Origin of the sequence: Pseudomonas sp. TE50-2, assembly GCF_040813665.1 — a bacterium.
Classification (GTDB): Bacteria; Pseudomonadota; Gammaproteobacteria; order Pseudomonadales; family Pseudomonadaceae; genus Aquipseudomonas; species Aquipseudomonas soli.
Window position 1 is genome coordinate 5205599 of record NZ_JBFNXN010000001.1, and the last position, 25331, is coordinate 5230929.

22 protein-coding genes and 1 pseudogene are annotated in these 25331 nt (G+C 66.4%); 12 read left to right on the top strand and 11 right to left on the bottom strand.

The genetic code is table 11. The features are described from left to right. Positions 1-24 precede the first annotated feature (24 nt). From AAHK21_RS23855 to AAHK21_RS23870, 4 genes and pseudogenes are all read right to left on the bottom strand, one after another. Positions 25-588 carry a DUF3156 family protein gene (locus AAHK21_RS23855; protein ID WP_367858542.1) on the bottom strand — a complete coding sequence of 188 codons (564 nt, stop codon included), beginning with the start codon at positions 586-588 and terminating at the stop codon, positions 25-27. Beyond that, on the bottom strand, positions 569-2068 hold the full coding sequence (locus AAHK21_RS23860; RefSeq protein ID WP_367858543.1) for an APC family permease: 1500 nt from the start codon (positions 2066-2068) through the stop codon (positions 569-571). The genes AAHK21_RS23855 and AAHK21_RS23860 overlap by 20 nt, the downstream gene beginning before the upstream one ends. A 502-nt stretch (positions 2069-2570) precedes the next feature. Further along, positions 2571-3053 (bottom strand): annotated as a pseudogene (locus tag AAHK21_RS23865) (flavin reductase family protein); the annotation flags it as partial. Positions 3054-3123: 70 nt separating this feature from the next. Beyond that, positions 3124-4293: a p-hydroxyphenylacetate 3-hydroxylase oxygenase component gene (locus tag AAHK21_RS23870; protein ID WP_367858544.1), complete on the bottom strand. Its 1170-nt coding sequence runs from the start codon at positions 4291-4293 to the stop codon at positions 3124-3126. A 243-nt stretch (positions 4294-4536) separates the two neighbouring features. Between AAHK21_RS23870 and AAHK21_RS23875 the strand changes: the two genes are divergently transcribed. From AAHK21_RS23875 to AAHK21_RS23895, 5 genes are all read left to right on the top strand, one after another. Further along, positions 4537-6024 (top strand): aldehyde dehydrogenase family protein, encoded by a 1488-nt coding sequence (locus AAHK21_RS23875; RefSeq protein WP_367858545.1) that lies wholly within the window; start codon positions 4537-4539, stop codon positions 6022-6024. A gap of 128 nt (positions 6025-6152) precedes the next feature. Beyond that, positions 6153-6971 carry a molybdenum cofactor biosynthesis F family protein gene (locus tag AAHK21_RS23880; protein ID WP_367859026.1) on the top strand — a complete coding sequence of 273 codons (819 nt, stop codon included), beginning with the start codon at positions 6153-6155 and terminating at the stop codon, positions 6969-6971. Next, complete coding sequence (locus AAHK21_RS23885) at positions 6968-7759, top strand: SDR family NAD(P)-dependent oxidoreductase (protein ID WP_367858546.1); 792 nt, start codon at positions 6968-6970, stop codon at positions 7757-7759. Before AAHK21_RS23880 ends, AAHK21_RS23885 begins: the two co-directional genes overlap by 4 nt. Continuing rightward, the gene (locus AAHK21_RS23890) at positions 7756-8523 is read left to right on the top strand and encodes an SDR family oxidoreductase (protein WP_367858547.1); all 768 of its coding nucleotides are present in this window, start codon (positions 7756-7758) and stop codon (positions 8521-8523) included. The genes AAHK21_RS23885 and AAHK21_RS23890 overlap by 4 nt, the downstream gene beginning before the upstream one ends. A gap of 168 nt (positions 8524-8691) precedes the next feature. Then, positions 8692-9978: a hypothetical protein gene (locus AAHK21_RS23895; RefSeq protein ID WP_367859027.1), complete on the top strand. Its 1287-nt coding sequence runs from the start codon at positions 8692-8694 to the stop codon at positions 9976-9978. Positions 9979-10056: 78 nt separating this feature from the next. Here the strand turns inward: AAHK21_RS23895 and AAHK21_RS23900 are convergent, their stop codons facing one another. After that, complete coding sequence (locus tag AAHK21_RS23900) at positions 10057-10935, bottom strand: Dyp-type peroxidase (RefSeq protein WP_367858548.1); 879 nt, start codon at positions 10933-10935, stop codon at positions 10057-10059. Positions 10936-11108: 173 nt separating this feature from the next. On the opposite strand from AAHK21_RS23900, the gene AAHK21_RS23905 reads away from it, so the two are divergent. Further along, positions 11109-11999: a bile acid:sodium symporter family protein gene (locus AAHK21_RS23905; protein ID WP_367858549.1), complete on the top strand. Its 891-nt coding sequence runs from the start codon at positions 11109-11111 to the stop codon at positions 11997-11999. A gap of 116 nt (positions 12000-12115) precedes the next feature. Here AAHK21_RS23905 and AAHK21_RS23910 read toward each other — a convergent pair whose 3' ends face one another. Next, positions 12116-13135, bottom strand: a complete 1020-nt coding sequence (locus tag AAHK21_RS23910) for a LacI family DNA-binding transcriptional regulator (protein WP_102685268.1) — start codon at positions 13133-13135, stop codon at positions 12116-12118. Between the two features lie 206 nt (positions 13136-13341). Here AAHK21_RS23910 and AAHK21_RS23915 point away from each other — a divergent pair, with 206 nt between their 5' ends. From AAHK21_RS23915 to AAHK21_RS23925, 3 genes are all read left to right on the top strand, one after another. Next, complete coding sequence (locus tag AAHK21_RS23915; RefSeq protein WP_102685267.1) at positions 13342-13881, top strand: gluconokinase; 540 nt, start codon at positions 13342-13344, stop codon at positions 13879-13881. A gap of 114 nt (positions 13882-13995) precedes the next feature. After that, the gene (locus tag AAHK21_RS23920; protein WP_038706074.1) at positions 13996-15348 is read left to right on the top strand and encodes a GntP family permease; all 1353 of its coding nucleotides are present in this window, start codon (positions 13996-13998) and stop codon (positions 15346-15348) included. Between the two features lie 108 nt (positions 15349-15456). Further along, positions 15457-15756 (top strand): hypothetical protein, encoded by a 300-nt coding sequence (locus tag AAHK21_RS23925; protein WP_367858550.1) that lies wholly within the window; start codon positions 15457-15459, stop codon positions 15754-15756. Positions 15757-15836: 80 nt separating this feature from the next. On the opposite strand, the gene AAHK21_RS23930 is transcribed toward AAHK21_RS23925, so the two are convergent. The 4 genes from AAHK21_RS23930 to AAHK21_RS23945 form a co-directional block, all read right to left on the bottom strand. Beyond that, positions 15837-17264 carry a sigma-54-dependent transcriptional regulator gene (locus tag AAHK21_RS23930; RefSeq protein WP_367858551.1) on the bottom strand — a complete coding sequence of 476 codons (1428 nt, stop codon included), beginning with the start codon at positions 17262-17264 and terminating at the stop codon, positions 15837-15839. Next, positions 17233-18726, bottom strand: coding sequence for a sensor histidine kinase (locus tag AAHK21_RS23935; protein ID WP_367858552.1), 1494 nt, complete (start codon positions 18724-18726; stop codon positions 17233-17235). The genes AAHK21_RS23930 and AAHK21_RS23935 overlap by 32 nt, the downstream gene beginning before the upstream one ends. A 293-nt stretch (positions 18727-19019) precedes the next feature. Beyond that, on the bottom strand, positions 19020-20465 hold the full coding sequence (locus AAHK21_RS23940; RefSeq protein ID WP_367858553.1) for a PAS domain-containing sensor histidine kinase: 1446 nt from the start codon (positions 20463-20465) through the stop codon (positions 19020-19022). Between the two features lie 108 nt (positions 20466-20573). Further along, on the bottom strand, positions 20574-21173 hold the full coding sequence (locus AAHK21_RS23945; protein WP_094012142.1) for a lytic transglycosylase domain-containing protein: 600 nt from the start codon (positions 21171-21173) through the stop codon (positions 20574-20576). Positions 21174-21359: 186 nt separating this feature from the next. On the opposite strand from AAHK21_RS23945, the gene gspG reads away from it, so the two are divergent. After that, on the top strand, positions 21360-21785 hold the full coding sequence (gene gspG, locus AAHK21_RS23950; protein ID WP_038706070.1) for a type II secretion system major pseudopilin GspG: 426 nt from the start codon (positions 21360-21362) through the stop codon (positions 21783-21785). Positions 21786-21796: 11 nt separating this feature from the next. Then, positions 21797-22975: a type II secretion system F family protein gene (locus AAHK21_RS23955; RefSeq protein WP_367858554.1), complete on the top strand. Its 1179-nt coding sequence runs from the start codon at positions 21797-21799 to the stop codon at positions 22973-22975. Positions 22976-22997: 22 nt separating this feature from the next. Here AAHK21_RS23955 and xerC read toward each other — a convergent pair whose 3' ends face one another. Next, positions 22998-23912, bottom strand: coding sequence for a tyrosine recombinase XerC (gene xerC, locus AAHK21_RS23960; RefSeq protein WP_367858555.1), 915 nt, complete (start codon positions 23910-23912; stop codon positions 22998-23000). 216 nt (positions 23913-24128) lie between these two features. Between xerC and AAHK21_RS23965 the strand changes: the two genes are divergently transcribed. Beyond that, positions 24129-25310, top strand: coding sequence for an NnrS family protein (locus AAHK21_RS23965; protein WP_367858556.1), 1182 nt, complete (start codon positions 24129-24131; stop codon positions 25308-25310). Positions 25311-25331: the final 21 nt, after the last annotated feature.

Here is a 25331-nt window from a genome sequence, read left to right on the forward strand (position 1 = left end):
CCGCTGCCAAAGGTTCGCGGAGAGTCAGAGGTCGCGCAGGGTGCACGCCAACCCGTCGAACGCCAGCCAGAGATGGTGGCGCTGTTCGGTTGTGAGGGGAATGTAGCGACGCAACGTCGGCATCCGGTTGACCACCTCGCTGGCGCCCATGTGCTCCAGGGTCACCTGCCACTGACCGTTACTGCAGTCGATGGCCAGGCGCTTGAAGTCCAAGGGCATCAGGGCGGCCTGCACTGCAGCCAGGCGAGCTTTGAGCGCCTCGAACAATAGCGGGTCACCGCCGCGCAGGCGGCATCCCAGCCCGCTGCGCCGCAGCATGCCGGTGTGGTGCAGTTCGGCGCGCAGCGTGCCCTGGCCACTGGCTGGCACGCGCAGGATGAACTCGCACATCACCAGATGCATCAGCAGGTGGCTTTCGGTGCGCTCACGCACCTCGATACGCGGACCATCCTCGCGGTAGGTAAAGGAAGCTGCGGATTGCAAATCCGCCAATCCGAGGTTGCGCCCCAGACAGGCCAGGGTCGCCCCGGGCCGATACCCGGCCGGAGCGCGTGGCCCGGTCAGGCGCTCAAGCCAGCTTGCCGACATGGCGCACCTGCTCGCTATGAGGTTGGCCGGGCTCGGCGGCGAACTCCTTCTCCAGCACATCCTCGACCCTGGCCGGCCGGAACGGGTTGACCTTCTGCACGCACAACGTCCAGAACAGCGCGTAGACGGCGGTGGCGCCAAGCATCACGGCGAACGGCACATACACATCGGCCGGGTTCATGCCCGGCGGGGTGATGAACCACATGCCCAGCAGGATGCCGATGCTGGAGACGATCTGCGGCAGCGGGAACAGCGGCGAGCGATAGGCCCGCGGCAGGTCCTGGCGACGGATGCGCAGGATCACCACCGACAGGGTCACCAGCAGGTACGCGGTGCTCCATGCACATACCGCCGCCAGCACCAGGTGCAGGATGTTGTCGGTGTTGCCACCCAGGTACCAGGCATGCAGGCAGGGGATCAGCGCCACCACCAGGATGCACAGCAGCGGGGTCTTGAAGCGCGGGTGCAGATAGGTAAACACCTTGGGCAATGCCCCATCCACCGCCATGCCGTAGAGAATCCGCGGCACCCCGGCCATCAGCGTGTTGATGGTGGCGGCGCCGGCGAAGAGGAAGCCGATGCCCAGCCACACCGGGCCGATATCGCCCATCACCTGCTCGGCGAAACGCGGGATGGCCATGGGGGTGTCCAGCAGGTGCACGCCGCTGGCGGCATCGAGCACCACGTTTTCCACCTGCCGCTTCATCGCCGCGCCGTAGATGAACATGCAACTGGCCACACCGAACAACCCCAGCGCCATGGCCTTGGGCATCACCCAGGCCGAACGGCGCAATTCCGGGGCCAAGGGGGTGACGAACTCGCAGCCGACGAACATGAACATGGCCATGCCTACCAGCGACAGGATGGTCATCAGGTCGGTGCCGACCAGCGACACGCCGAATGGCCCTTCCAGCTCGACGGCGGGCGCTGCGATCAGGCCGAGCACGCCGAACACCATCAGCGTGGTCCACATGCCGAAGGTCAGTACCACCTCGGCGCGGCCGAAGGCACTTACGCCAAAGGCGTTGAGCACGCCGAACACCAGCACGAAGCCCACCCCCAGCAGCCAGGAGCCGCCGGCCGATTCGGCCAGGGTGTTGAGGTGTTCGAAGTTCACCAGGGCCATGACCCCGGAAAGGATGGTCTCGGCGGTGCCGGCGAACACATGCACGATCAGGTAGGCCGACAGAGTGCCAGTGATGGCGAAGAAGCGGCCCAGGCCGCAGTTGATGTAGTCGTAGACAGAGCCGGTGGTGGGCAGGATCGCCGCCGCCTCGGCGAAGGTGGTCGATTGCGCCAGCATCATCACTGCGGCGATCAGCATGGCCACGGCGAAGGCGCTGCCGCCGATGCCGAAGCCCATGGTCGCGGTGAGGATCACCGGGCTGGCCATGATCAGGCCGACGGTGCTGGCCAGCGCGGTGGGGAAGCCGACGCTGCCGCGGTTCAAGTGCTCGGTGAGCTTATTATTGGTTGTCATGGGTGGGCCCTGGGTGGACGAGAGAAAGATGACCGCTTGCCCGGCGCGCCGCAAGTGCTGGCGTGCGCCGGGTCTTCCCCGTCACTTTGCGGCCTTCACCCAGGCAGGTCTTGCCACTGCCTGCCGCCGACCTTGATCCGTGTTGCCAGGTGCCAGGCGATAGCCTTGCAGCGCTCTTGAGATCGAGCGCCGCCCGCGCGGCGCATCGCTGGCAAGCCAGCTCCCACATCTGTTTCTGGCCAGTTATGCCTGCGCCGCCGCGGCTGTACGCCTTGTTGGTCCGACGCGGTTTCAGCGTGGGCACGACTGCCGCCCCGCAGGTCTCAAGGCATGCACCCGGGCGGACAGCGATGACCTCACAGGATTGATTGGCCCGAAACAAATGTGGGAGCTGGCTTGCCAGCGATGCGCCGCGCGGGCGGCGCTCGATTTCACAGGCACTGCAACACTGGCGTCGAACACCTCGACGCAGTTACCCTTGCACGCAGCGATCCGTCAGCTCATGCGGCAGGACCCTGGAATAGGCGCCTTGGTGATAGAGCAGCGGCGCCCCCCCGAGGTCGTCGAAGGCTAGCACCCGGCCAATGAGAATCCAGTGATCACCGCCATCGATCTGCTGGAACTTTTCGCAGCGAAAACGCGCCGAGCAGCCTGGCAACAAGGGTGCGCCACCCTCGCCGGTCTCGTGTTCTATGCCGGCAAAGCGGTCTTCGCTGGGGCGGGCGAAGGTGTTGGACAGGTCGACCTGGTCGGCCGCCAGCACATTCACGGCAAAGTGCCCGGCAGCCTCGAACACCGCATGACTGCTGGAGCGCTTGTCGATGCTCCAGAGCACCAGCGGAGGCTCGAGAGACACCGAGTTGAAGCTGTTGGCGGTGACCCCGACCTTGCGCCCCGAGGGGTCGCTGGCGGTGATCACGGTTACGCCGGTGGCGAAGTTGCCCAGGGCGCGGCGGAAGGCGCGGCTATCGAAGGGAATGGACATGCAAGGCTCCATCATGGTTGTTGGGCTGGGTCACACCCACAGTGCTCCAGCGATGTTCATCGGTTGAAGCTCAGGTCATCGCCGGATCCGGCTCCAGCCCCATCAGCTCGCGGCCAAGGATCTGCGCGCAGACGTCATAGTCGGTGTAGGCATGCGCCCCGGTCATGTGCGCATCGCGGAACAGCCGCTGCAGCTCGTTACCCTCAAACCAGGCGCCACCGCCGGCCGCCTCCATCAGCCGATCCACGGCCTGGATGCACAGCTTGACCGCGTAGCCCTGGTTGGTGCGCCAGTAGGCCAGCTCCGTGCGCGTCGGGTACTGACGGCGGGCGCTGCACTCGGCGATCTGCTCCCAGCTTTTTTCCAGCAGCGCCCGCGCCGCAGCCACCTGGTGGGTGGACTCGGCCAGGCGCATCAGCGCCGGGGTGGCCGCACCGACGGCGGCGCCGGTATAGGCGCGTACGCGGTTGCGGGTCTTGTCCCTGAAGACCTCGAGCATGCGCTCGGCGATGCCCAGGCTGACCGTGGAGAAGCCGCTGGCGAAGTAGGGTCGGTACGGGTTGAAGTAGATCGCACTGTCCGGGTACAGCCCGAAGCCCGCCGACTGGCCCTCCATCATGTCCCGGGCCTTCTGGATGCGGTGTTCGGGCACGAAGGCGCGCTCGACGATCAGCGTGCGGCTGCCACTGGCGCGCATGCCGGCGGCGAACCAGTCGTCGCGGATCTGGTAGTCGCTGCGCGGCAGCACGGCGAAGCAGTAGTCCTGGCCGCCTTCAGGGCTGCTCCGGCGAAAGCCCATGATCGCCCACTCGGCGTGGTCGCAGCCGCTGCTCCAGCCCATCTCGCCACTGAACAGCACGCCGCCCTCGACTTCTTCGATACGACCGAACGGGGCGATGCTGCTACTGGCGGTGGCGTCCGGGTCGTTGCCCCAGATCTCGTCCTGCAGGCGTGCCGGGAACATCGCCAGCTGGTGGCTGTGGGTGCACAGCAGGCTCATCGCCCAGGCGGTGCTGGCACAGGCGCCGGCCAGCGCGGCGATGCATTCGGCGAACTGCGGCAGGCTGATTTCCAGGCCGCCGTAATGTTTGGGCAGGAATGCCTTGTGCAGGCCGATGGCCTTGAGCGCGGCGATGTTTTCGGCGGGCACGCTGCGCTCGCGCTCGGCCTGGTCGGCGCGGGCGGCAATGGCCGGCAACAGGGGCTTGAGGTCTTCGAGCAGGGAGTTTGGCTTTTTCATGGTCTGGCTCATTGTTATTGGACCCTGGCGAACGGTGCCTGGAAGCGGACGTTCGCTGATGAATGCCGGGTCAGTATGGGAGCCGTGGGCAGGCCGGAAAATGCAACTTCCGCACCTCGGATTGCACTTTTCATGGGCCTGGCAGGCTGGGTCATGGTGGCTGGCATAGGCAGACAAGAACGCCGGTTTGCCGCGCTCTAACCTGCGCAAATCGGGCCGCTGCGGCCCATCCGGAGCCCTGTCATGAGCGATATCCCCCTCCTCCCCAGCGTCAGCGCCTTCCTCGCCCGTGACCACGGCCTGTACATCCACGGCGCAACGGTGCCCAGCCAATCCAGCGCCCGCATCACCGTGCACAACCCGGCCAACGGCGAAGCCATCGCCCAGGTCGCCGACGCCAACCTGGCCGATGTCGAGCGCGCCGTCGCATCGTCCCGTCAGGGATTTGCCAGCTGGTCGCGCACCAGCCCTGCCGCGCGCGCCGCGGTGCTGTTGCGCCTGGCCGACCTGCTCGAGGCCTACCGCGAGGAGCTGGCCCAGCTGGAAACCCTGCAATCGGGCAAGCTGATCGGCATCGCCCGCGCCTTCGAGGTGGAGCAAGCCGCGCACTTCCTGCGCTATTACGCCGGCTGGGCCACCAAGATCACCGGCCAGACCATCACCCCGTCGCTGCCCTCCTTCGCCGGCGAGCGCTACAGCGCCTTTACCCTGCGCGAGCCGGTGGGCGTGGTGGTGGGCATCGTGCCGTGGAACTTCGCCACCATGATCGCCCTGTGGAAGCTGGCTTCGGCACTGACCACCGGCTGCAGCATCGTGCTCAAGCCCAGCGAGTTCACCCCGCTAACCCTGTTGCGTATCGCTGAACTGGCCAGCGAGGCCGGCCTGCCTCCGGGCGCCCTCAACGTGCTGACCGGTGGCGGCCAGGTGGGCAAGGCGCTGGTCGAGCACCCCGGCACCGACAAGGTGTCGTTCACCGGCTCCGTGCCCACTGGCATCGCCGTCGGCCAAGCGGCCATGGGCGCCAGGCTGACCCGGGCGACCCTGGAACTGGGCGGCAAGAACGCCGTGGCGTTCCTGCCCGATGTCGCCGTCGACAAGGCGGTGGACGGCATCATCGAGGCCGGTTTCCTGCATTCCGGGCAGATCTGCGCCGCCGGCGAGCGCTTCTACGTGCATCGGTCACGCCTTGAGCCGTTGCTCGACGCGCTGTCCCAACGCCTGAGCCAGCTGAAGATCGGCTCGCCCCTGGACGAAACCACCCAGTTCGGCCCTGTCGCCAACAAACCGCACCAGCAGAAGCTCGGCGAGCTGTTCGCCACCGCCCGCGCCGAAGGTAACCGCATCGTCCATGGCGGCCGCCTCGGCGAAGGCCCGGGCTGCTTCGTCGAGCCCACTGTCATTCTCGCCAACAGCGCGGGCGACACCCTGCTCAACCAGGAAACCTTCGGCCCGGTGGCGACCTTCCTGCCCTATGACCACGAGGACGAACTGATCCACCTGATGAACGCCTCGCCCTACGGCCTGAGCGCAAGCCTGTGGACCAACGACCTGGGCAAGGCCATGCGCCTGATCCCGGAAATCCAGGCCGGCACCCTGTGGGTCAACATGCACACCCTGCTCGACCCGGCGGTGCCGTTCGGCGGCATCAAGGCGTCCGGCACCGGCCGCGAGTTCGGCTCGGCCTTCATCGACGACTTCACCGAACTGAAGTCGGTGATGATCCGCTACTGACCATGACCAGCGCCAACCACGACCTGGGCCACTACTGCCTGCAGGCCTTCAGCCAGCAGGTACCGGCGTCGCTGGCGGCGTTCTACCGCGTAAATGCCGGGCAGCATCCCAACACAGGAGTCAACGACATGCCGAAGCAAACCGACTGGATCACCGTGGGCGCCCTTGCCGAAGGCTTCGCACCTGAGGCCTTCATCCTGCCGCAACTGGCCGATCTGTCCGGGCGCTCGCTCACCCTGCACTTCGCCAATGGCTGGATCATCGAGCACCGCTTCGACAGCGAGCGCCTGCACTGGCACGCGGCGGACGGCCACAGCAGCGGCAACGCGGGGTATCGGGCCACCTCCGTGCGCCCCGGTATCTACCTGGTCGACTTCATCAAGCACGAGGCCGGCCAGGCCTGGTCGGTGTCGCTGGTGCTCGACACCTTGGCGCAGGCCTTCACCGCCGTGCTCGGCCGCCTACCCGACCAAGCCCGTACCCAGCGCGGCCTGTACGCCCTGGCCCTGGCCGGCGAAGCACTGACCGGCGTCGAAGCCAGCTTCCTGCACGGCAGCCTCGACCGCCCCTGGCAGGCCGGCGCCTGTCCCCACGCGCCGACCACCGAGCTGGTTGGCCTGCGTAACCACTACCGCTACAGCCCCACCGAGGAGTACGAGCACATCTACCTCAACGCCAACTACTACAGCTGGCAGTGCCTCAAGGGTGTCGAACAGGGGCTGTGCGACACCGACCGGGCGTACTACTACAAAATCGCCGAGCAGCTGTACCTGTTCGTCTGGTGCGAGAAGATCGTGCCCACCCTGGGCCTGGTGATGATCGACCTGGCGCGGCACCGCAGCGACGGCAAGATCTTCGGCTATCAGGGCGGCGGCTTCGATGCGCTGGCCAACTTCCCGGTGTCGTCCCACTGCCGGGTGCTCAACCGCACGGAGCATGCGCAGTGAGCCGCAGCGTGCTGGTCACCGGGGCCGGCAGCGGCATCGGAGAAGCCTGCGCCCTGCGCCTGGCCCGCCAGGGCTGGCAGGTGGCACTGGTGGGCCGCCGCCGTGAGGCACTGGAGCGCGTCGCGCAGCAGTGCGATGGCCTGGTGCTGGCCGGCGATGCCGCGGACAGTGTCAACTGGGTGGGGTTCATCGAGCAGGTAGGCACGCGCTTCGGCGGCCTCGATGCGGTGATAGCCTGCGCCGGCGGCCACGGCCTGGGCGCAGCCGAGCAGACCAGCGACAGCGCCTGGCGCGAGGCTATGCGTAGCAACCTCGACAGCGCCTTCCACACTGCCCGGGCATGCCTGCCGTTGCTGCGCGAGCGGCGTGGCAGCCTGGTGCTGCTGGGCTCCATCGCCGCGCTGGCGGCCGGGCCCGAGGTGTGCGGCTACACCACCGCCAAGCATGCCCTGGTCGGCCTGACCCGCTCGCTGGCCCGCGACTACGGACCATTCGGCGTACGGGTCAACTGCGTCTGCCCGGGTTGGGTGCGCACGCCCATGGCGGATAAGGAGATGCAGGCGTTGATGGACCACCACCAGGAGGACCTTGATGCCGCCTATCGCCGGGTCACCGCCGACGTACCGCTGCGCCGCCCGGCCAGCAGTGATGAAATAGCCGCCGTGTGCCAGTTCCTGGTCGGCGCCGAGGCCAGCATCGTCACCGGCGCGGTGATCGCCGCCGACGGCGGCTCGACCGTGGTCGACGTGCCGACCCTGGCCTTCACCCACCTGGAGCCGTCGGCATGAACGCGTGCTACGACTTCGAAGGTCGCACCGTGCTGGTCACCGGTGCGGCGGGCGGGATCGGTCAGGCCATCGTCGAGGGTTTCGCCCGGGGCGGTGCCCAGGTGCTGGCCGTGGATCTCGATTCGCCAGCACTTGAGCGCCTGATGGAGGCACAACGGGTCCTGGGTCACGACGTGCGGGGGGAAACGCTGGACCTGGCCGACCCCGTTGCGATCGACACCTTGCTAGCCAAGCTGGAACGTCTGGATGTGCTGGTGCACAACGCCGCGTACTTCCCGCTCACTGCGTTCGCCGAGATCGACCCGGCGCTGCTGCAACGGACCCTGGCGGTGAACCTAGGGGCGTTGTTCTGGCTCACCCAAGGCGCCTTGCCGCTGTTCCGCCGCCAAGGTGGCGGCTGCGTGCTGGCTACCTCCTCGGTGACCGGCCCGCGGGTGGCCTATCCAGGCCTGAGCCATTACGCCGCGTCCAAGGCCGCGGTCAACGGTTTCATCCGCAACGCCGCACTGGAACTGGCGCAGTTCAATGTACGGGTCAACGGCGTGGAACCGGGAATGGTGCGCACCCCGGCCATGGGCAACCTCGGCGATACCGGGCTGAACGCCCGGATCGCCGCGGGCGTGCCCTTGGGGCGACTGGGGGAACCCGCCGATATCGCTGCCGCGATGCTGTTCCTGGCCTCCGACGCCGCCCGCTACATCACCGGCCAGACCCTTGTGGTCGACGGCGGCGCCACGCTGCCGGAGACCGCCGCGCGCCTGTGATGGCGGCGACATGCAAGAGCGCTGGCAGCCACGGGCAAGACCACCGCCAGCGTTCCACGCGCTAATAGCCCGTCACCTTTCGACACTGCCTCCACAACAACGCGGCACTCAAGACCGCACACAAAAAACGAGGATCGATCCATGCGTCTCACTCCACGTCGCACCGCAATGGCCACGGCACTGACCCTGCTGGTCCATGGCCAGGCCAGCCCGGCCTACGAGCTGTACGCCGACGACGACAGCCACCTGAACGCCGATCTGCTCGCGGTCTGGGGCATGTTCAACAGCCGCCACAACTACGACGGCACCCCCGGTGGCTCGACCTGGCGCGAAGGTTTCATCAAGTACGGCCTCAGCGGCGACCAGGGCCTGGCCGGCAACGGCAGCCTGTATGGCGCCCTCAACTGGGTCAGCTCAGGCGCCTGGGGCGACGGCGACGCAGGCGGCAACCAGGACGGCTCCGAACGCACCACCAAGATCGAGGATGCCTATCTGGGCTGGCGCTCGGGCGACCTGTTCCCGTTGCTGGGCAAGGATGGCGTGGACCTGTCCGGCGGCCGCCAGGTGATCCGCCTGGGCAGCGGCTTCCTGATCAACGACGACGGGCCCAACCTGGGCAAGGGCCCGGCCGACGGCCAGCTCAACCGTGGTGGCGGCTTCTATCTGGGCGCGCGCCACGCCTTCGACCGCACTGCGGTGCTGCGCCTGGGCGGCCAGGAGGGGCTGCATGGCAGTGTGCTGTGGCTCAAGTCCGACAACCGCGCCCAGGCCGAAACCGAGCTGGCGGCCGGCACCCTGGACTACACCCATGGCCTGGGTACCCTGGGCCTGACCTATATCCACGGCATCGACGTGACCGACCAATGGGCCAGCGAGTTCCAGAAGGCCCGCGAAGGCATGGATGTATACAGCGTGCGGGGTGAAGGCAGTGCGGGCCTGGCGAACACCCGGCTGGCCTTCGAATATGCCTGGCAGGACAAGCGCGGCGGGCATGAGACGGCCTGGTACGGCGAAGCGGCCTACACCTTCGCCGACACCCCTTGGGCGCCGCAGCTGACCTACCGCTACACCCGCTACTCCGCAGGCTGGGACCTGCTGTTCACAGGGCTTTCCAGCGGCTATGGCACCTGGATCCAGGGCGAGGTCGCCGGCAACTACGCCGGGCCGTTCAACACCAACAGCGGCATCCACCATGTCGGCCTGAAGGCCACGCCACGGGACAATCTGACCCTCGGCGCGCTGTTCTTCGACTTCGACACGGTGCGTAGCCGCGACACCTTGAACCTTGATGCGCAGGAGCTGGACCTGTATGTGGAATGGGCGGTCAACGAGCACCTGATCGTCACCCCGCTGCTGGGGCTGTTCAAGCCGCGCAAGGATGAAAGCAATGGCGGCAACCAGGTGGGCAGCGGGACCAACGTCTACAGCCAGCTGACGGTGGCGGTGCCGTTCTGAGTCATCGCGGGGCAAGCCCACGCCGATGGGCATCAGGCCCGAGACGTGGAAGCAGGCTTGCCCCGCGATGAGGACCTGTCAGCCCAGCAACAGGCTCAGGTCTGCGCCCTGCTCACCCAGCGGCGGGCACCAGTAATAGCCGCCGCTCAACGGCCGGCTGAAGCGGTACAGGCCATCGACCACGCCATCCTCCAGCCCGCTCATGCGCCGCAGCTGCACCTCGAAGGCGTCCAGCGAGAAGCCCAGGGCGACGAACGCCAGGCCCGCGCCGCGCTCATCGGTCCACGCCACCGAGCGCCGCACCACGAACGCCTCGGGCGCGAAGCTCTCCTGGGCAGTGCGCTTGACGTGGGCCGACTCGGGCGCGTCGTCGAGCTCTTCGTTGTCGCTCAGGCGGCGACCGATGATATTGTCCTGCTCGGCCTGGGGCAGCGACTTGAAGTAGCCCAGGTCGTGCTTCCACAGCTGGAAGGCGGCGAAGCTCGAACCCGACAGGCCGGGGATGTCGCCCGGCACGATGGCGGCGGCAACGGCGTCTGCGTCCACTGGGTTCTCGGTACCATCTTCGTAGCCGGTCAGGTCATGGCCGCCGCGGTGCAGGAAGCCGTCGACGCTGTCGACCAGGCGCAGGGCCGGCGCCAGCGCCTGCTGCAAGGCCTGGGCGCGCAGGAACAGTTCGCCGCGCTCGGCACCGCGCAGCCACAACCACAGAGCGTGCTGGGTCGCCGGGTTCTCCACCACCGCGTCCAGTTGCGGGAAACTGCGCAGGCCCGGCACCTCACGGCCCAGGGCCTTGGCCAGCGGCGCGCCGATGGCCAGGATCAGGCTGTGGCCATCGACTTGCGGCAACAACTGGTCCAGTACGGCGGGCAGCGCCTCCAGGGAATCGAGGGCAAAGAACAGGTGACGGGCGTGGGCCGGCACCGGGGTGGCAAGCAGACCTTGCTGGAACGGCATGACGGGCTAATCCTCGGCAAAAGCGCGAATGCTACTGGCACAGGCCCGGCATCGCAACGCGACATGGCGTCATCAGGCCAGTAACAAACGGTTACCAAGATCGTCCAGACACGATTAGCTATCATTGCGCACCCACCTACACTCCTCGGGATCCTTCGCCCGAGAGACCGCCCATGACCGCCTCCCCCTTGCTCACCGCCCTCCTGCCGCTGGCCTTGGGCATCATCATGCTCGGCCTGGGCCTGTCGCTGACCCTCGCCGACTTCGCCCGGGTGGTGAAGTACCCCAAGCCGGTGGTGATCGGCCTGGCCTGCCAGATCCTGCTGCTGCCACTGGTGTGCTTCCTGATCGCCAACGGTTTCGGCCTGGAGTCGGCACTGGCAGTGGGCCTGATGCTGCTGGCCGCCTCGCCCGGCGGCACCACGGCCAACCTGTTCAGCCACCTGGCCCACGGCGACGTGGCGCTGAACATCACCCTCACCGCGGTCAACTCGCTGATCGCCATCCTCACCATGCCGCTGCTGGTGAACCTGTCGCTGATGTGGTTCATGGCATCGGACCAGGCCATCCCCCTGCAATTCGCCAAGGTCATGCAGGTGTTCGCCATCGTCCTGCTGCCAGTGGCCCTGGGCATGCTGATCCGTCACTGGGCGCCGCGTTTCGCCGCGCGCATGCAGAAGCCGATGAAGATCGTCGCGGCGCTGTTCCTGGCCTTCACCATCGTCCTGGCCCTGGCCAAGGACTGGCAGACCGTGGTCGAGTACGCGCCGATCGTCGGTGGCGCCGCGTTGCTGTTCAACCTGCTCAGCCTTGGCGTGGGTTACTGGGTGCCACGCCTGTTGAACATCCCGAAACGCCAGGCGATCGCCATCGGCATGGAGATCGGCATCCACAACGGCACCCTGGCCATCGCGCTGGCCCTGAGCCCGTCGCTGCTGAACAACGCGACCATGGCGGTGCCGGCGGCGATCTACAGCCTGATCATGTTCTTCACCGCGGCGGGGTTCGGCTGGTGGGTCAGCCGCGGGCAAGCACTGGAGAACGTGGCAGAGCAGCCATCGTGAGATAGTCGGATCCCAGGGACATGGCCAGAGCCTCGATCGTTATTGTTCAGGCCGGGTCAGGTCCATGGGTGGGGATGTCCGCATCCGTCTTGTGCAGGCAGAGCGCCTGTGGCCGTTCAGGAACTCTCCCGCACCATCAGCTCGAAGCCCAGGTCCTGCTGCCCGGTTGCCACCCGCTTGCCATCGAGCAACGCCAGCAGCGCCTGCGCCGCGCCGCGCCCGACCGCCGCGCGCGGGGTGCGGATCGAGGTCAGGCGCGGGACCATGTGCGCCGAGGCCGGCAGGTCGTTGAAACCGACCATCGCCACCCGGCGCGGCACTTCGATGCCTTCGCGCAGGGCCTGCAACACCGCGCCCTGGGCCAGGTCGTCGTTGCAGAAGAAGATGCCGTCGACATCCGGCGCCTGGGCCAGCAGGCGGCTGAACAGCGTGCCGCCCAGGCCGATTGACGAGGGTTGCGGGTCGAGCACTTCAAGCTCGGGGGCTTGCAGACCGGCCTCGGCGAGGGCCTGACGGAAGCCTTCGGCGCGCTGCATCACCCGAGGGTCGAGCTGCGCGGCGATGAACCCCAGGCGTCGGCGGCCACGCTCGATCAGGTGCCGCGCCGCGGCACGCCCGGCCGCGTGCTGGGAGAACCCTACCGACAAGGCATCGCCCTCGCCGCCCAGCTCCATCATGTGCACGCACGGTACCTGGCTCGCGGCCAGCATCTGCCGCGAGGCCTCGCTGCGCTCGAAGCCGGTGAGCAGCACGCCGCACGGCTGGTAGGCCAGGTAGTTGCGGATCAGGTTCTCTTCCTCGGCGACATCGTAGTGATAGTTGCCGATCAGCACTTCCAGGCCACGGGGGCGCATCACCTCGTGAATGGCCTCGAGGGTGTCGATGAACAGCTGGTTAGACAATGAGGGGATCAACACCACCACCGACTGGCTGCGCGCCGACGCCAGGGCACGGGCGGCCGGGTTGGCGACATAGCCAAGGCTCGCCGCCGCGGCCATGACCTTCTGCGCCAGCTCCGGTGCCACGGTGCTGACGCCACGCAGGGCGCGGGAAGCGGTGATGGGGGAAACCCCGGAAAGCCTGGCGACTTCCGCCAGGGTGGGACGACCAGTGGTACGCGAGCCAGTACGGGACATGAGTATCGTAATTTTACTGCTTGCAGGAATGGGGAACGGTCACTAAGGTAGCGCTGTCTCTGGATGCAGGCAATGCAATCTTGGTAGCAGGCATGCGTTCAGCGTCCATACTGCCAAAGACAAGATCAATAACACCCGGGAGGGTGGCGCATGGTTTCGGCTCGTCCCGACCGAGACAGCGCTATCTCACCCAGCAGGAGGTACAGATGAACCCTTCCCTGTCCGCGATCGTGGTCATGGGCGTGGCCGGCTGCGGTAAAAGCAGCGTCGGCGCCGCCATTGCCACCCGCAGCGGCGGCCGCCTGATCGAAGGCGATGCCTTCCACCCCGCCGCCAACATCGCCAAGATGAGCGCCGGCATTCCCCTGAACGACGACGACCGTGCCGGTTGGCTGGTGCGCCTGGGCGAGGAGCTGCAGGCCACCCTCGCTGCGGGTGAACGCCCGATCCTCACCTGCTCGGCCCTCAAGCGCCGCTATCGGGACACCCTGCGCCTGGCCGTGCCCGAACTGTGCTTCGTGTTTCTCGAGCTGACCCCGCAGGAAGCCGAGAAGCGCGTCCTGGCGCGCCCCGGTCACTTCATGCCGGCCAGCCTGATCGACAGCCAGTTCGCAGCGCTGGAGCCGCCGCACGCAGAGCCCCTGACCCTGGCACTGGACGCCACCCGCCCGCTGCCCACGCTGGCCGAGGACGTGCACCAGTGGCTAAAGCCTTGCGGTGAGCAGGCGCTGGCGCGGACTGCCTGACCCGGCGGTTTTTCCGGCTCACCAAAGACAGCGCTGTCTCCATGCCTTCGCAGGCGCAATGACGCAAGACACGCGATACCAAAACAACAACGAAAAGACCGAGGTTCACGAACCATGTTCGGACTGGCTACCGATACCTTCCTGCTGCTCGACGCGCTGGTCACCATCGTCGGGCTCATCCTGCTGATCACCCATTTCAAGGTCCACCCCTTCGTCGCCCTTACCATAGCCGCGGGCTTTCTCGGCCTGACCTCCGGCATGCCGGTGGCCAAGGTGATGAAGTCGTTCCAGGACGGCTTCGGCGGCGTGCTCGGCTTCGTCGGAATCGTCCTGGCCCTGGGCACCATGCTCGGCAAGCTGATGGCCGACTCCGGCGGCGCCGACCAGATCGCCCAGACCCTGATCCGCGCCTTCGGCAAGCAGAAGGTGCACTGGGCAATGATGTTCGCCGCCTTCCTGGTGGGCATCCCGCTGTTCTTCGAGATCGGCTTCGTACTGCTGATCCCGCTGGTATTCATCGTCGCCCGCCGCTCCGGCGTGTCGCTGGTGAAGATCGGCATCCCGCTGCTGGCGGGCCTGTCGGTGGTGCACGGCCTGGTGCCGCCACACCCGGGGCCGTTGCTGGCGATCGGCATCTTCCACGCCGACATCGGCAAGACCATCTTCTATGGCCTGCTGGTGGCCCTGCCCACGGCGGTGATTGCCGGCCCGCTGTTCGGTAATTTCATCTCGCGCTACATCCCGGGCAACCCGTCCCAGGAGCTGATGGACCAGATCGCCCGCGAGTCGAACCAGCAGAACCTGCCCAGCTTCAGCGTGACCCTGATCACCGTGCTGCTGCCGGTGGTGCTGATGCTGCTCAAGACCTTCGCCGACGTGGTACTGCCGGCCGAACACATCGTGCGCCAGTGGATGGACCTGATCGGCCACCCGATCACCGCCCTGCTCGCCGCCCTGCTGCTGGCCTTCTACACCTTCGGTTCGGCCCGTGGCTTCAACCGCCAGCAGATCATGAAGATGCTCGACCAGAGCCTGGCCCCCACCGCCGCCATCGTGCTGATCGTCGGCGCCGGCGGCGGCTTCAAGCAGATGCTGGTGGACACCGGCGTGGGCAACGTGATCGGGCAGATGGCGGTGCAGGCCGAGATCTCGCCGATCATGCTGGCCTGGCTGGTGGCGGCGGTGATCCGCATCGCCACCGGCTCGGCCACGGTGGCCACCATCACTGGCGCCGGCATCGTCGCCCCGGTGATCGACCTGGTGCCGGGGGTCAACCGCGAACTGCTGGTGCTGGCCACCGGCGCCGGCTCGCTGATCCTGTCCCATGTCAACGACGCCGGTTTCTGGCTGGTCAAGCAGTACTTCAACATGACCGTGGCCGAGACCTTCAAGACCTGGAGCATGATGGAGACCATCCTCTCGGTGGTCGGCATCATCTTCATCATGCTGCTGTCGATGGTGGTGTGACCGTTGGTCGCCGTGATGGCACCTTGCTGATGGGGTCATGGCCCATATGAGAACGAGGCCCTGCGCAGGCAGGGCCGACTTCTTGTCATCGCAAAGGAGCTTGCCCGCATGAAACGTTCCTTCCTGCTTGCCGCCCTGCTCGCCTCGCCCCTGGCCTTCGCCGCCGGTACCGGCGCCACCTACCCTGACGACCCGCACAACCCGGCGCCCAAGCCCGGCGTTGACAGCACACTCAACCCGATCGAAAAGCCCATGCCACGGGATACCGACCCGCGGATCAAGGGCAATGACCCGGACAGCCCGCCGGCCGAGCAGAACAATGATCGTGACCTGCCGGGGATGGGGGACAGCGGCTCGGAGGGGATGGGGCGTGAAGGCGGAGGCTCAGGCAACGGCGGCAAGCCATAAGCTTTGCGGGAGCGGCGGTGATGCGCCGCTCCCACGCCCTCCTTGTCACCGCAGCAGCAAATGCCGGTCTGCGGCCCGGCTCACCACTGGCGCTTGTCCGGCCGGGTCAGCCCAAGCTTCTCGATCTTGTAGCGCAGCATGTCCCTCGACAGCCCCAACAGCCGCGCCGACTTGGTGACGTTCCAGTCGGTGCGGTCGAGGGTGCGGCAGACCATGTCGCGCTCCATGTCCGGCAGGCTGGCGGCTGCCGGTGATTCATGGCGTGGCGCCTCGAATGCCAGCACCTGCGCCGGCTGCGCCAGCGGCTCGTCGACCAGGGTCATGCACAGGTTCAACTGGTGGGCGCCGATCACCTCGCTGGGCGCCAGCAACACTGTCTGCTCGAGCATGTTGCGCAATTCGCGCACGTTGCCCGGCCAGCTGTAACCCAGCATCAGCGCCTCGGCCTCGGCCGAGAAGCGCAGGTTGGGCTTGCCGTAGCGCCGCCCGTGGTGGGCCAGGAAGTGCCGGGCCAGGCGCAGGATGTCCTGGCCACGGGCAAACAGGCGCGGCACCTTGAGGGCGATGATGCGCAGACGGAAGAACAGGTCGCGGCGGAACTTGCCCTGCTGGACCATCTGCTCCAGGTTGCAGTTGGTGGCGCTGATCACCCGCAGGTCGACCTTGCGCTCCTTGACCGCGCCGATACGGCGAATGGTGCGGTCCTCCAGTAGCTTGAGCAACTTGGCCTGCAGCACCAGGTCCATCTCGCCGATCTCGTCGAGGAACAGGGTGCCGCCGTCGGCCGCCTCGACCAGGCCCACGCGACGCTCCTTGGCATCGGTGAAGGCGCCTTTCTCGTGGCCGAACAGCTCGGCCTCCAACAGGTTGGCGGGAATAGAGGCGCAGTTGAACTCGATGAACGGCCCCTTGGCCCGGCTGCCGTCGAAATGCAGGGCGCGCGCCACCAGCTCCTTGCCGGTACCGGTCTCGCCTTCGACCAGCACCGGCGGCAGATCGCCGCTGGCCATGCGCCGCTCGGCATCGAGCAGCTGCTGCAAGGTGTGCTTGAGGTCAAGCATGGCCGGCGACTCGCCGATCAATGCCTGCAATCCGGACTTCTGCGCCTCGCGCTCCTGGTAGAAAGACAGCGTGCGCTCCATGCGCTCGGCGGCCAGGGCCTTGTCCAGCATCAGCTTGAGCTCGGCCAGCACCACCGGCTTGGTGAGATAGTGGAACGCGCCCTCCTTCATGGCCAACACGGCGTCCTCGACGTTGCCGTAGCCGGTCATCATGATCACCTTGAGCTCCGGCGCCTGCGCCACCAGCGTGCGCAACAGCTCGTGGCCGCTCATGCCAGGCAGCGAATTGTCGGTCAGCACGGCGTCGGGCCGGGCGCGCTTGATCTGCTCCAGCGCCAGTTCCGCGCTGTGGCACACGGTGACCTCGAACCCTTTGAGGTTCAGGTAGGTGCGAATGTTGTCGGCAAGGATTTCATCATCCTCGACCACCAGGATGCTGTGCTCCATGGTCCCCTCCCGCTGCAATATTGAAAGTCAGGCTGACGCGGGTTCCTTCCTCTTCGCGGCTGGTCAGTTCGACCGCGCCGCCAAAGCGTTCCATGATCCTTTTGACCAGGGCCAGGCCAACACCCAGGCCGCCTTGCTTGGTGGTGAAGAACGGCTTGAACACCATGCGCCGCTGCTGCTCGCTCATGCCCTTGCCGGTATCGCTGAGCTGCAGTTGCGCCTGCTGCCCCTCCAGCTGGCGCACCTCGGCGCGCAGCTCGCCACCCTGGGGCATGGCCTCCAGGGCGTTGGCAAACAGGCTGTTGAGGATCTGCGTCAGTTGCAACGGCTGGCTGGCCACCCATTGCGTCGCTGGCCCGTCGAAGGCGAAGCGCACGTTGTTGCGCTCGATCTGCGGGGCGAAGGCCTGCCGCGCATCCTCGACGGCCGCCACCAGGTCGACCGACTCGGCTTCGTCGCTGGTCGGGCGCAGCGACACCAGCAGGTCGCGAACCCAGCGCGACATGCGGTCGACCTGGGTGATGATGTCGCCGATATTCTTCTGCGCCGCCGGGCTGGCGATGTCCTGGGCCAGTTCTGCGCTGGAGCGGATATTGGCCAGCGGGTTGCGCAGGCTGTGGGCCACCGCCGAGGACATCTCGCCCAGGGCCACATAGGTCTCGCTGGCGACCAGGCGGTCTTGCTGGTGATGCAGCAGGCTCGCGGCGCGGCGCACGATCCAGAACAGCCCGAAGTAGATCAGCGCCCCTCCGACCAGGGTGGAAGCCCAGATCAGCACATAACCGCGATGGATGCGCCGCACCAGGTCATGCGGCTCCTTGTAGATCTCGACCATCGCCAGCACCTGCTCGCCCTGGCTGTCGAACAGCGGGATGTAGTTTTCGATGAACAGGTGCCGGGGCTCGCGCTGGAACTTCTGTTCTTCGCGGTCCTCGTCGGCCTTGTGATAGCTGGCCGACACCGACTTGCGCGAACGAAAGGCGTGTTCCAGGTCGTCATCTTCATCGATGCGCTTGCCGATCAGGTGCGGGTTGGTCGACCACACCACTGTGCGGTCGCGGGCATAGACATTGGCCAGCAAGGTGTCGGGCAAGTGTTCGACGTGGTCGAGGAACTCCACTCGGGTCGACTCGGCCAGCTGAGGAGTGAACTGCAGGTGCTGCTGGTCGAGGCGCGGATCGAGCAGCTCGCCCATGGTGATGCCCGGGGGCAGCTGCGAGTGCCGCACCTCGGCCTGGGCCATGGCCTGGATGAACTGGGCGGTGAGCATGGCGTCTCGCTCGACGCTGTCCTGCACCACGAAACGCGTCGACACATAGCCCAATCCACCGGCCACCGAGGCGATGATCAGCAGGCTGACCAGCGAGAACCAGCGCAGCAGGTTGAACTCGTGCAGCGGCGTGGCCAACCCGCTGGCGGGAGGCGCGGCCTTGTCGGGGGCACCGTTTTCGAGCGTCTGCATCGCATCGTTCCCACCTGGAGGCCGATGAGGTTCACCGGCATGCGGCTCTGCTACCGGTGGTAGCAAAGTGATTCCACCGAACCTTTGCTGAAGGTGTCAGCGCAGGCTTGCGAGAGGTCTAGCAAAAAGCCAGCCAGCAATACAAATTTATAATTTTTCTTTATAAATCATTATGTTGCTTATCTTTATTAATCTTGTTTGTTGGATAAATCCCCACTTTTGGGTAACGGTTACCCAGTTCAGATAATTTCCTTATATATCAGCGCATTAGGCTCAAAACCTATACCTTAAGGTTAAGTTGATGCCACCCGAAAATTCAGCAGTACCCGGGTCCCTGACCCCTCACGGCTGCTCAACCGCACCGAGCCGCCGAAGCGCTCCATGATCCTCTTCACCAGCATCAGCCCCACGCCCACGCCGCCTTGCTTGGTAGTGAAGAATGGCCGGAAGGCCATGCGCTGCTGTTGCTCGTTCATGCCCTTGCCAGTATCCGAGAGCCGCAGGCTCAGATTGCGCCGATCATTGCGCACCACCTCAACACGCAGCTCGCCACCGGCCTCCATCGATTCAAGGGCGTTGGCGATCAGACTGCTGAAGATCTGCCCGAGCAGCGCCGGCTGGCCCAGCACCCGCACGCTTGGCAGCTCAGGCAGCAGCAACCGCACGCCACCGCGCTCCAGCGCCTGGGCAAACGCCTGCAAGCTGTCGCGCAGGCTCTGGGCTACATCTACCGCCACAGCTTCATCGCCAAGCGGGCGCAGCGATTGCAGCAGCTCGCGCACCCACTGCGACATGCGGTCGACCTGGCTGATGATGTCGCTGATGTTCTTCTGCGCCGGGCCATCGTCGAATGCCTGGGCCAGCTCGGCGCTGGAGCGGATGCTGGCCAGCGGGTTGCGCAGGCTGTGGGCCACCGCCGACGACACCTCGCCCAGGGCCACGAAGGTTTCGTTACCGATCAGCCGCTTCTGCTGCACCGCCATCAGCCGGGCGGCGCGGCGCATGATGCCGTACAGGCCGACATACACAAGGCCCGCACCCACGGCGATGGCCAGCCAGATCAGCAGCAGGCCGTGCTCGATACGCACGATCAGGTCGTGGGGTTCCTTGTAGATCTCGACCATCGCCGTGACGTTTTCGCCGTCGGCGTCGAACAAGGGGATGTAGTTCTCGATGAACAGTTGCTCGGGCGGGGTGACGAACTTCTGCTCGCTGCGCGCCTGCTCGAAGTCGTGGTAGCTGGCCGATACGCGCATCTTGTACTCGAAGGCCCGGTCGAGGTCGTCATCCGATTCGATGAGTTTGCCGATCAGCGCCGGGTTGCTCGACCAGATCACCGTGCGGTCGGGGGCGTAGATATTGGCCAGGAGCATGTCCGGCAGGTGCGCAATATGGTCGAGGAACTCGCCACGGGCCCGGCGCCGGGCCTCGGGATCGACATCGGGCAAGGCATGATCGGTGCGCGGGTCGAGCAGCTCGCCCATGGTGCGCACGTTGGGAATAGCTACATGGCGCACTTCGGCGTCGGCGATGGAGGTGATGAACTGGGCGGTGAGCAAGGCATCGCGCTCGACGCTCTCGTCGATGATGAAGCGGCTGGAGATCAGGCCCAGGCCAACCCCTACCGACAGGATGATCGCCAGGCTGACCCAGGCGTACCAACGCAGCAGGTCGAACGGCTTGCGCGCCGGGACGGCTTCGGTCGGCAGCAGTGTGTCGTGACGGGGGGCGAGGTCCATGGCGGGCTCCGCGGCTGGGCACCTCTAGAGGTTATAGCCCAAAGTTGGGGAAAGCATGGGTCATCAGGTGGTTGGCGCTGCAACACTTGCGGCGAACACCTTGCCCCCTCAAAGCGGCGCATCCCCAGCCAGCCCGCGCAGCAGGCGATAGTCACGCAACACATTCGGCACGTAGCGCTGGGTCTCGGCGAACGGCGGCACCACCCGCCCACGGCTGAGAACCGCCTCAGGCCCCGCGTTGTAGGCTGCCACGGCCAACGTGATGTCGTTGTCGAACAGCGTGAGCATGCGCTTGAGGTAGCGCGCCCCGCCCTGCACGTTGGCCTGTGGATCGAGTACATCCTTGACGCCCATTTCCTTCGCCGTGTCCGGCATCAGTTGCATCAGCCCCGCCGCGCCCTTGGCCGAGCGAGCCTTGGGGTTGTAGCCGGACTCGGCCTTGATCAGCGCGTGCAGCAACGCCTGCGGCACACCGTGGGCCAGCGCGGCGGCCGCCACCAGGTCGGCGTAGGGTCGCCCGGTGATCAGTTGCGCATTGACCGGCCCGCCCGCCGTCGGGCGTTCGCTGATGACCCGGTCGTAATGCCGGCCCGGCCGGTGCACGTTGGACAGCACGAAGCCGCCCTTGCCATCGCTCGAGACATAGATGTCGGCCTGGGCGGCGAATGCCATCAGCCCCGCCACCAGCCCCAGGATCAGTCCTCGCATGTCGTTCGCCTCCCGCCGCAAATAACCCAAGCGTGACCCCCGATGTGGGGGAGATGCCCCGTTAACCCGGGCTTTGCGACTACGACGCAAGCCGCGTGCCGCCTGCTGCGGCCCATGGCGCAAGGACCCGGAGCAGACGTGCACGGCTGTTGCATGGCAGGGGTAAATGCACCGGAGGGTTTCACCATGCAACGCAGCATCCGTACCCAACGCGGCTTCACCCTGCTCGAACTGTTGGTGGTGCTGGTGGTGCTGGGCCTGTTGGCCGGCATCGTCGCGCCCAAGTACTTCAGCCAGCTGGGCCGCTCCGAGGCCAAGGTGGCCCGGGCGCAGATCGAGGGGCTGGGCAAGGCCCTGGACCTCTATCGCCTGGAGGTCGGCCACTACCCCAGCAGCGAGCAGGGCCTGCAGGCCCTGGTAGTCGCGCCAGGTGGCGAAGCACGCTGGTCGGGCCCCTATCTGCAGAAGGCCGTGCCACAGGACCCTTGGGGCCGCCCCTACATCTACAAGCAGCCCGGCGAGAACGGCGGCGAGTACGACCTGCTGTCGATGGGCAAGGATGGCCAACCCGGTGGTGACGGCGAAAACGCCGAAATCACCAGTTGGCAATGAGGAACCCGGCCATGCGCTATCAGCTCAAGGCCCTGGGCAGCCAGGGCGTGGTGCAATTGCAGGTGGAGGCCGAGGACAGCGACCAGGCCCGGCGCCAGGCCGAGGACCAGGGGCTGCGCGTGCTCAGCGTGCGCAGCCAGGGCCTGGCCCTGCGACGACGCGTAGCGGCGTTCGATCTGATGCTGTTCAGCCAGGAGCTGACCACCTTGCTCGGCGCCGGCCTGCCGCTGATCGACGCCCTCGAGAGCCTGGCCGAGAAAGCCCCGGGCGGCGCCACGCGCAAAACCTTGGAGCAACTGGTGCGCCAACTCTATGAGGGGCGCTCGCTGTCCCAGGCCCTGGCCCTGCAGCCGCGGGTGTTCCCCACCCTGTACGTGGCCCTGGTGCAGTCCAGCGAACGCACCGGCGCATTGGGCGACGCCCTCACCCGCTACATCAGCTATCGCCAGCGGCTGGATCTGGTCCGCCAGAAGCTGGTCGGTGCCTCGGTCTACCCGCTGCTGCTGTTGCTGATGGGCGGCGGCGTGGTGCTGTTCCTGCTGGGGTACGTGGTGCCCCGCTTCAGCCTGGTGTTCGAGGGCATGGGCACCGAACTGCCGTGGCTGTCGCGGGTGCTGATGCAGATCGGCCTGTTCCTGCATGCCCAGCAACTACCCCTGGGGATGGGCACGTTTGTCGGCGTGGGCACCCTGGTCGCCCTGCGCCGCCACCCGGCCGTGCGCCGTGGCGCCGGTCGCCTGCTGCGCCGACTGCCCGCGCTGCACCAGCGCCTGATGATGTATGAGCTGGCGCGCTTCTACCGGTCGTTGGGGATTCTGCTGCAAGGGGGCATCCCCATCCTCACCGCGCTGGGCATGGCCCGCGGCCTGCTAGGCAGTACTGCGGCCGAGGGCCTGGAGCAGGCCAGTCAACGGGTCGCCGAGGGCCTGCCGTTGTCCGATGCGTTGCAGGCCGGCCAACTGGTGACCCCCGTCTCGCTGCGTCTGCTGCGTGCCGGCGAACAATCGGGCAACCTGGGTGAGATGCTCGAGCGCTGCGCCGACTTCCACGACCAGGAGATCGGTCGCTGGGTAGAGTGGTTCGTGAAATTGTTCGAGCCGTTGTTGATGACCTTTATCGGCCTGCTGATCGGGCTGATCGTGATCCTGATGTACATGCCGATCTTCGAGCTGGCATCAAGCATTCACTGATGCTCGCAGGCAAATGCAGTGATCAGTAGTCGAATCGCTCCACCGCCCTGCGCCGCTCGTTGTCGTCCCGTCGGTCATACCCGGCCGTGGTCTGGATATTGGCGTGGTGCGCCAGCTTCTGCGCGATCGACAGGTCGTGCTCTTCGATCACCCGGGTGATGAATGCCCTGCGGAAATCATGGGGCATGATCTTGGCGCCCACCTGTGCCCCGCGCTGGCGGGCGATGTAGTAGATGGCGTGCTTGGTGATGCGCGCGCGGGTGATGTGGCTGCCACGGCGGATGCGGTTGAACAGGAAGCTGTCGTCACGCTCGCCGGCCGGCAGGTGCTGGCGACGCAGGTCGAGCCAGGCCTGCAGCTTGTCGAAGGCCCAGGCTGGGGCATACTTGACCAACTGCCGGTTGCCCTTGGCCAGCACTTGCACGCTGCGCTCCTGGAAATCCACCTGGTCAAGGTTCACATCGACCGATTCCGATTTGCGCATCCCGGTGCCGTAGAGCAACGCCAGGATGGCTGCGTCTCGCACACCCTGTGGGCGCGGGTCGGCGGCGCACACGTCCATCAGCTCGCGGATCAGGCTGCGCCGCAGGTTGCGTCCCGGTGGCAGGCGGCTACCGGCGGCTGGCTTGACCTCGCGGATCATCAACAACTGTTCGTGCTCGATCAAACCCTGGCGCCAGGCCTCGTTCATCACCCCACGCACGGCATTGACGTACAACGACGATGTGTTGGGCGCATAACCATCGGCACGCAGCGCCGCGACCAGGGCGATCACATGGCCGGGCTCGAGGCGGTGCCAGGGCACCTCGGCGATATCACAGTCGGCAAACCCCAGGCGGTCGGCGGCGTCCTGCAGGATGTAGCGCATGGTCAGCTGGCTGGACGGGGCCAGGCGGGCGAGGTACTGCAGCAGCGGATTGCGCAGGAGGTCGATCACAACGGGGATCCTGTAGCAAAGCCGCCCTGGCGTATAGAGGCAAAGCGGCGCAAAACGAGTCATTTAAACCATGATCAAGGTCAAAATGACCAGAAACAAATAAAGTCATAATGACACAAAGCAGTGCCATCACCTTGATATTCAAGGCTTTTGAACGCTGGCATGGTTCGTGATGGTACCCCATTCAACCGTTTCGATCGAACCAAGGTCCTCGCCATGCTCGTCCAGCCGATCACCGCCCGCCCCCGCCAGGCCCTCTGGGCCCTGGGTTTTCGACCCTTCTTCCTCGGCGGCAGCCTGTTCGCCCTGGTTGCCCTGCTGCTGTGGGCCGGCGTGCTGGTCGGCGTATACACGCTCGAACCGGCCGGCGGGATGCTCGCCTGGCACCGTCACGAAATGCTGTTTGGCTTCGCTGTGGCTATCGTTGCCGGCTTCCTGCTCACGGCGGTGCAGAACTGGAGTGGCATCCCGGGTCTCAGTGGCCGACCACTGCAGGGGCTGTTCCTGCTCTGGCTGCTGGGTCGGGCAAGCTGGTTCCTGCCCTTGCCCGCCTGGCTACTGGTGCTGATTGAGGGCGCGTTCCTGCCCCTGGTGGCGCTGGCCCTGGCGCGGCCGATCATCCAGCGTCGGCTGCGCAACAACTACCCCATCATCGGCCTGGTATTGCTCATCGCGGCTTGCCAGTGGCTGACCCTTATAGGCTGGCTGCGCGACGACCCGCTGTGGCAACGGCGAGGCGTGCTGGCCGGGCTGTGGCTGGTGGCGGCGATGATGAGCGTGATCGGCGGCCGGGTCATCCCGTTCTTCACTCGCCGCGGCCTGGGCAACATGAGCCCGGCACTGGCCCGGCCCTGGCTGGACCGCGCCTGCCTGCTGGGCAGCGTGGCGCTGCCGCTGACCTATGTGCTGGGGCTCAACGATGCATCACACCCCCTGATGGCCGTGCTGTTCGCCGCCCTGGCGGTGCTGCATGGCATGCGCCTGGTGCTGTGGCACGACCGTGGTCTGTGGCATGTGCCGCTGCTGTGGTCGCTGCACCTGGCCTATGCCTGGCTGATTCCCGCCTGCCTGGGGCTGGCGCTGTGGCATGCCGGGGTGCCGATCAACCCTAGCCTGGCCGCCCATGCGCTGACGGTCGGCGCCATGACCGGGCTGATCGTGGCGATGATGGCGCGGGTCAGCCTGGGACATACCGGACGCCCTCTTCAGGTACCCCGCAGCATGAGCTGGGCATTCGCGCTGATCCAGCTGGCGGCACTGGCCCGCGTGATCGTGGCGCCGTTCACGCCGCTGGGGCTGGGGTTGTCGGTATTGTTCGGCAGCGCGGCGCTGCTGCTGTTCCTCTGGCACTACCTGCCTATCCTGCTGCGTGCGCGGGTGGACGGCATGCCGGGCTAGCGGGCTTGCCCCGCGACAGGG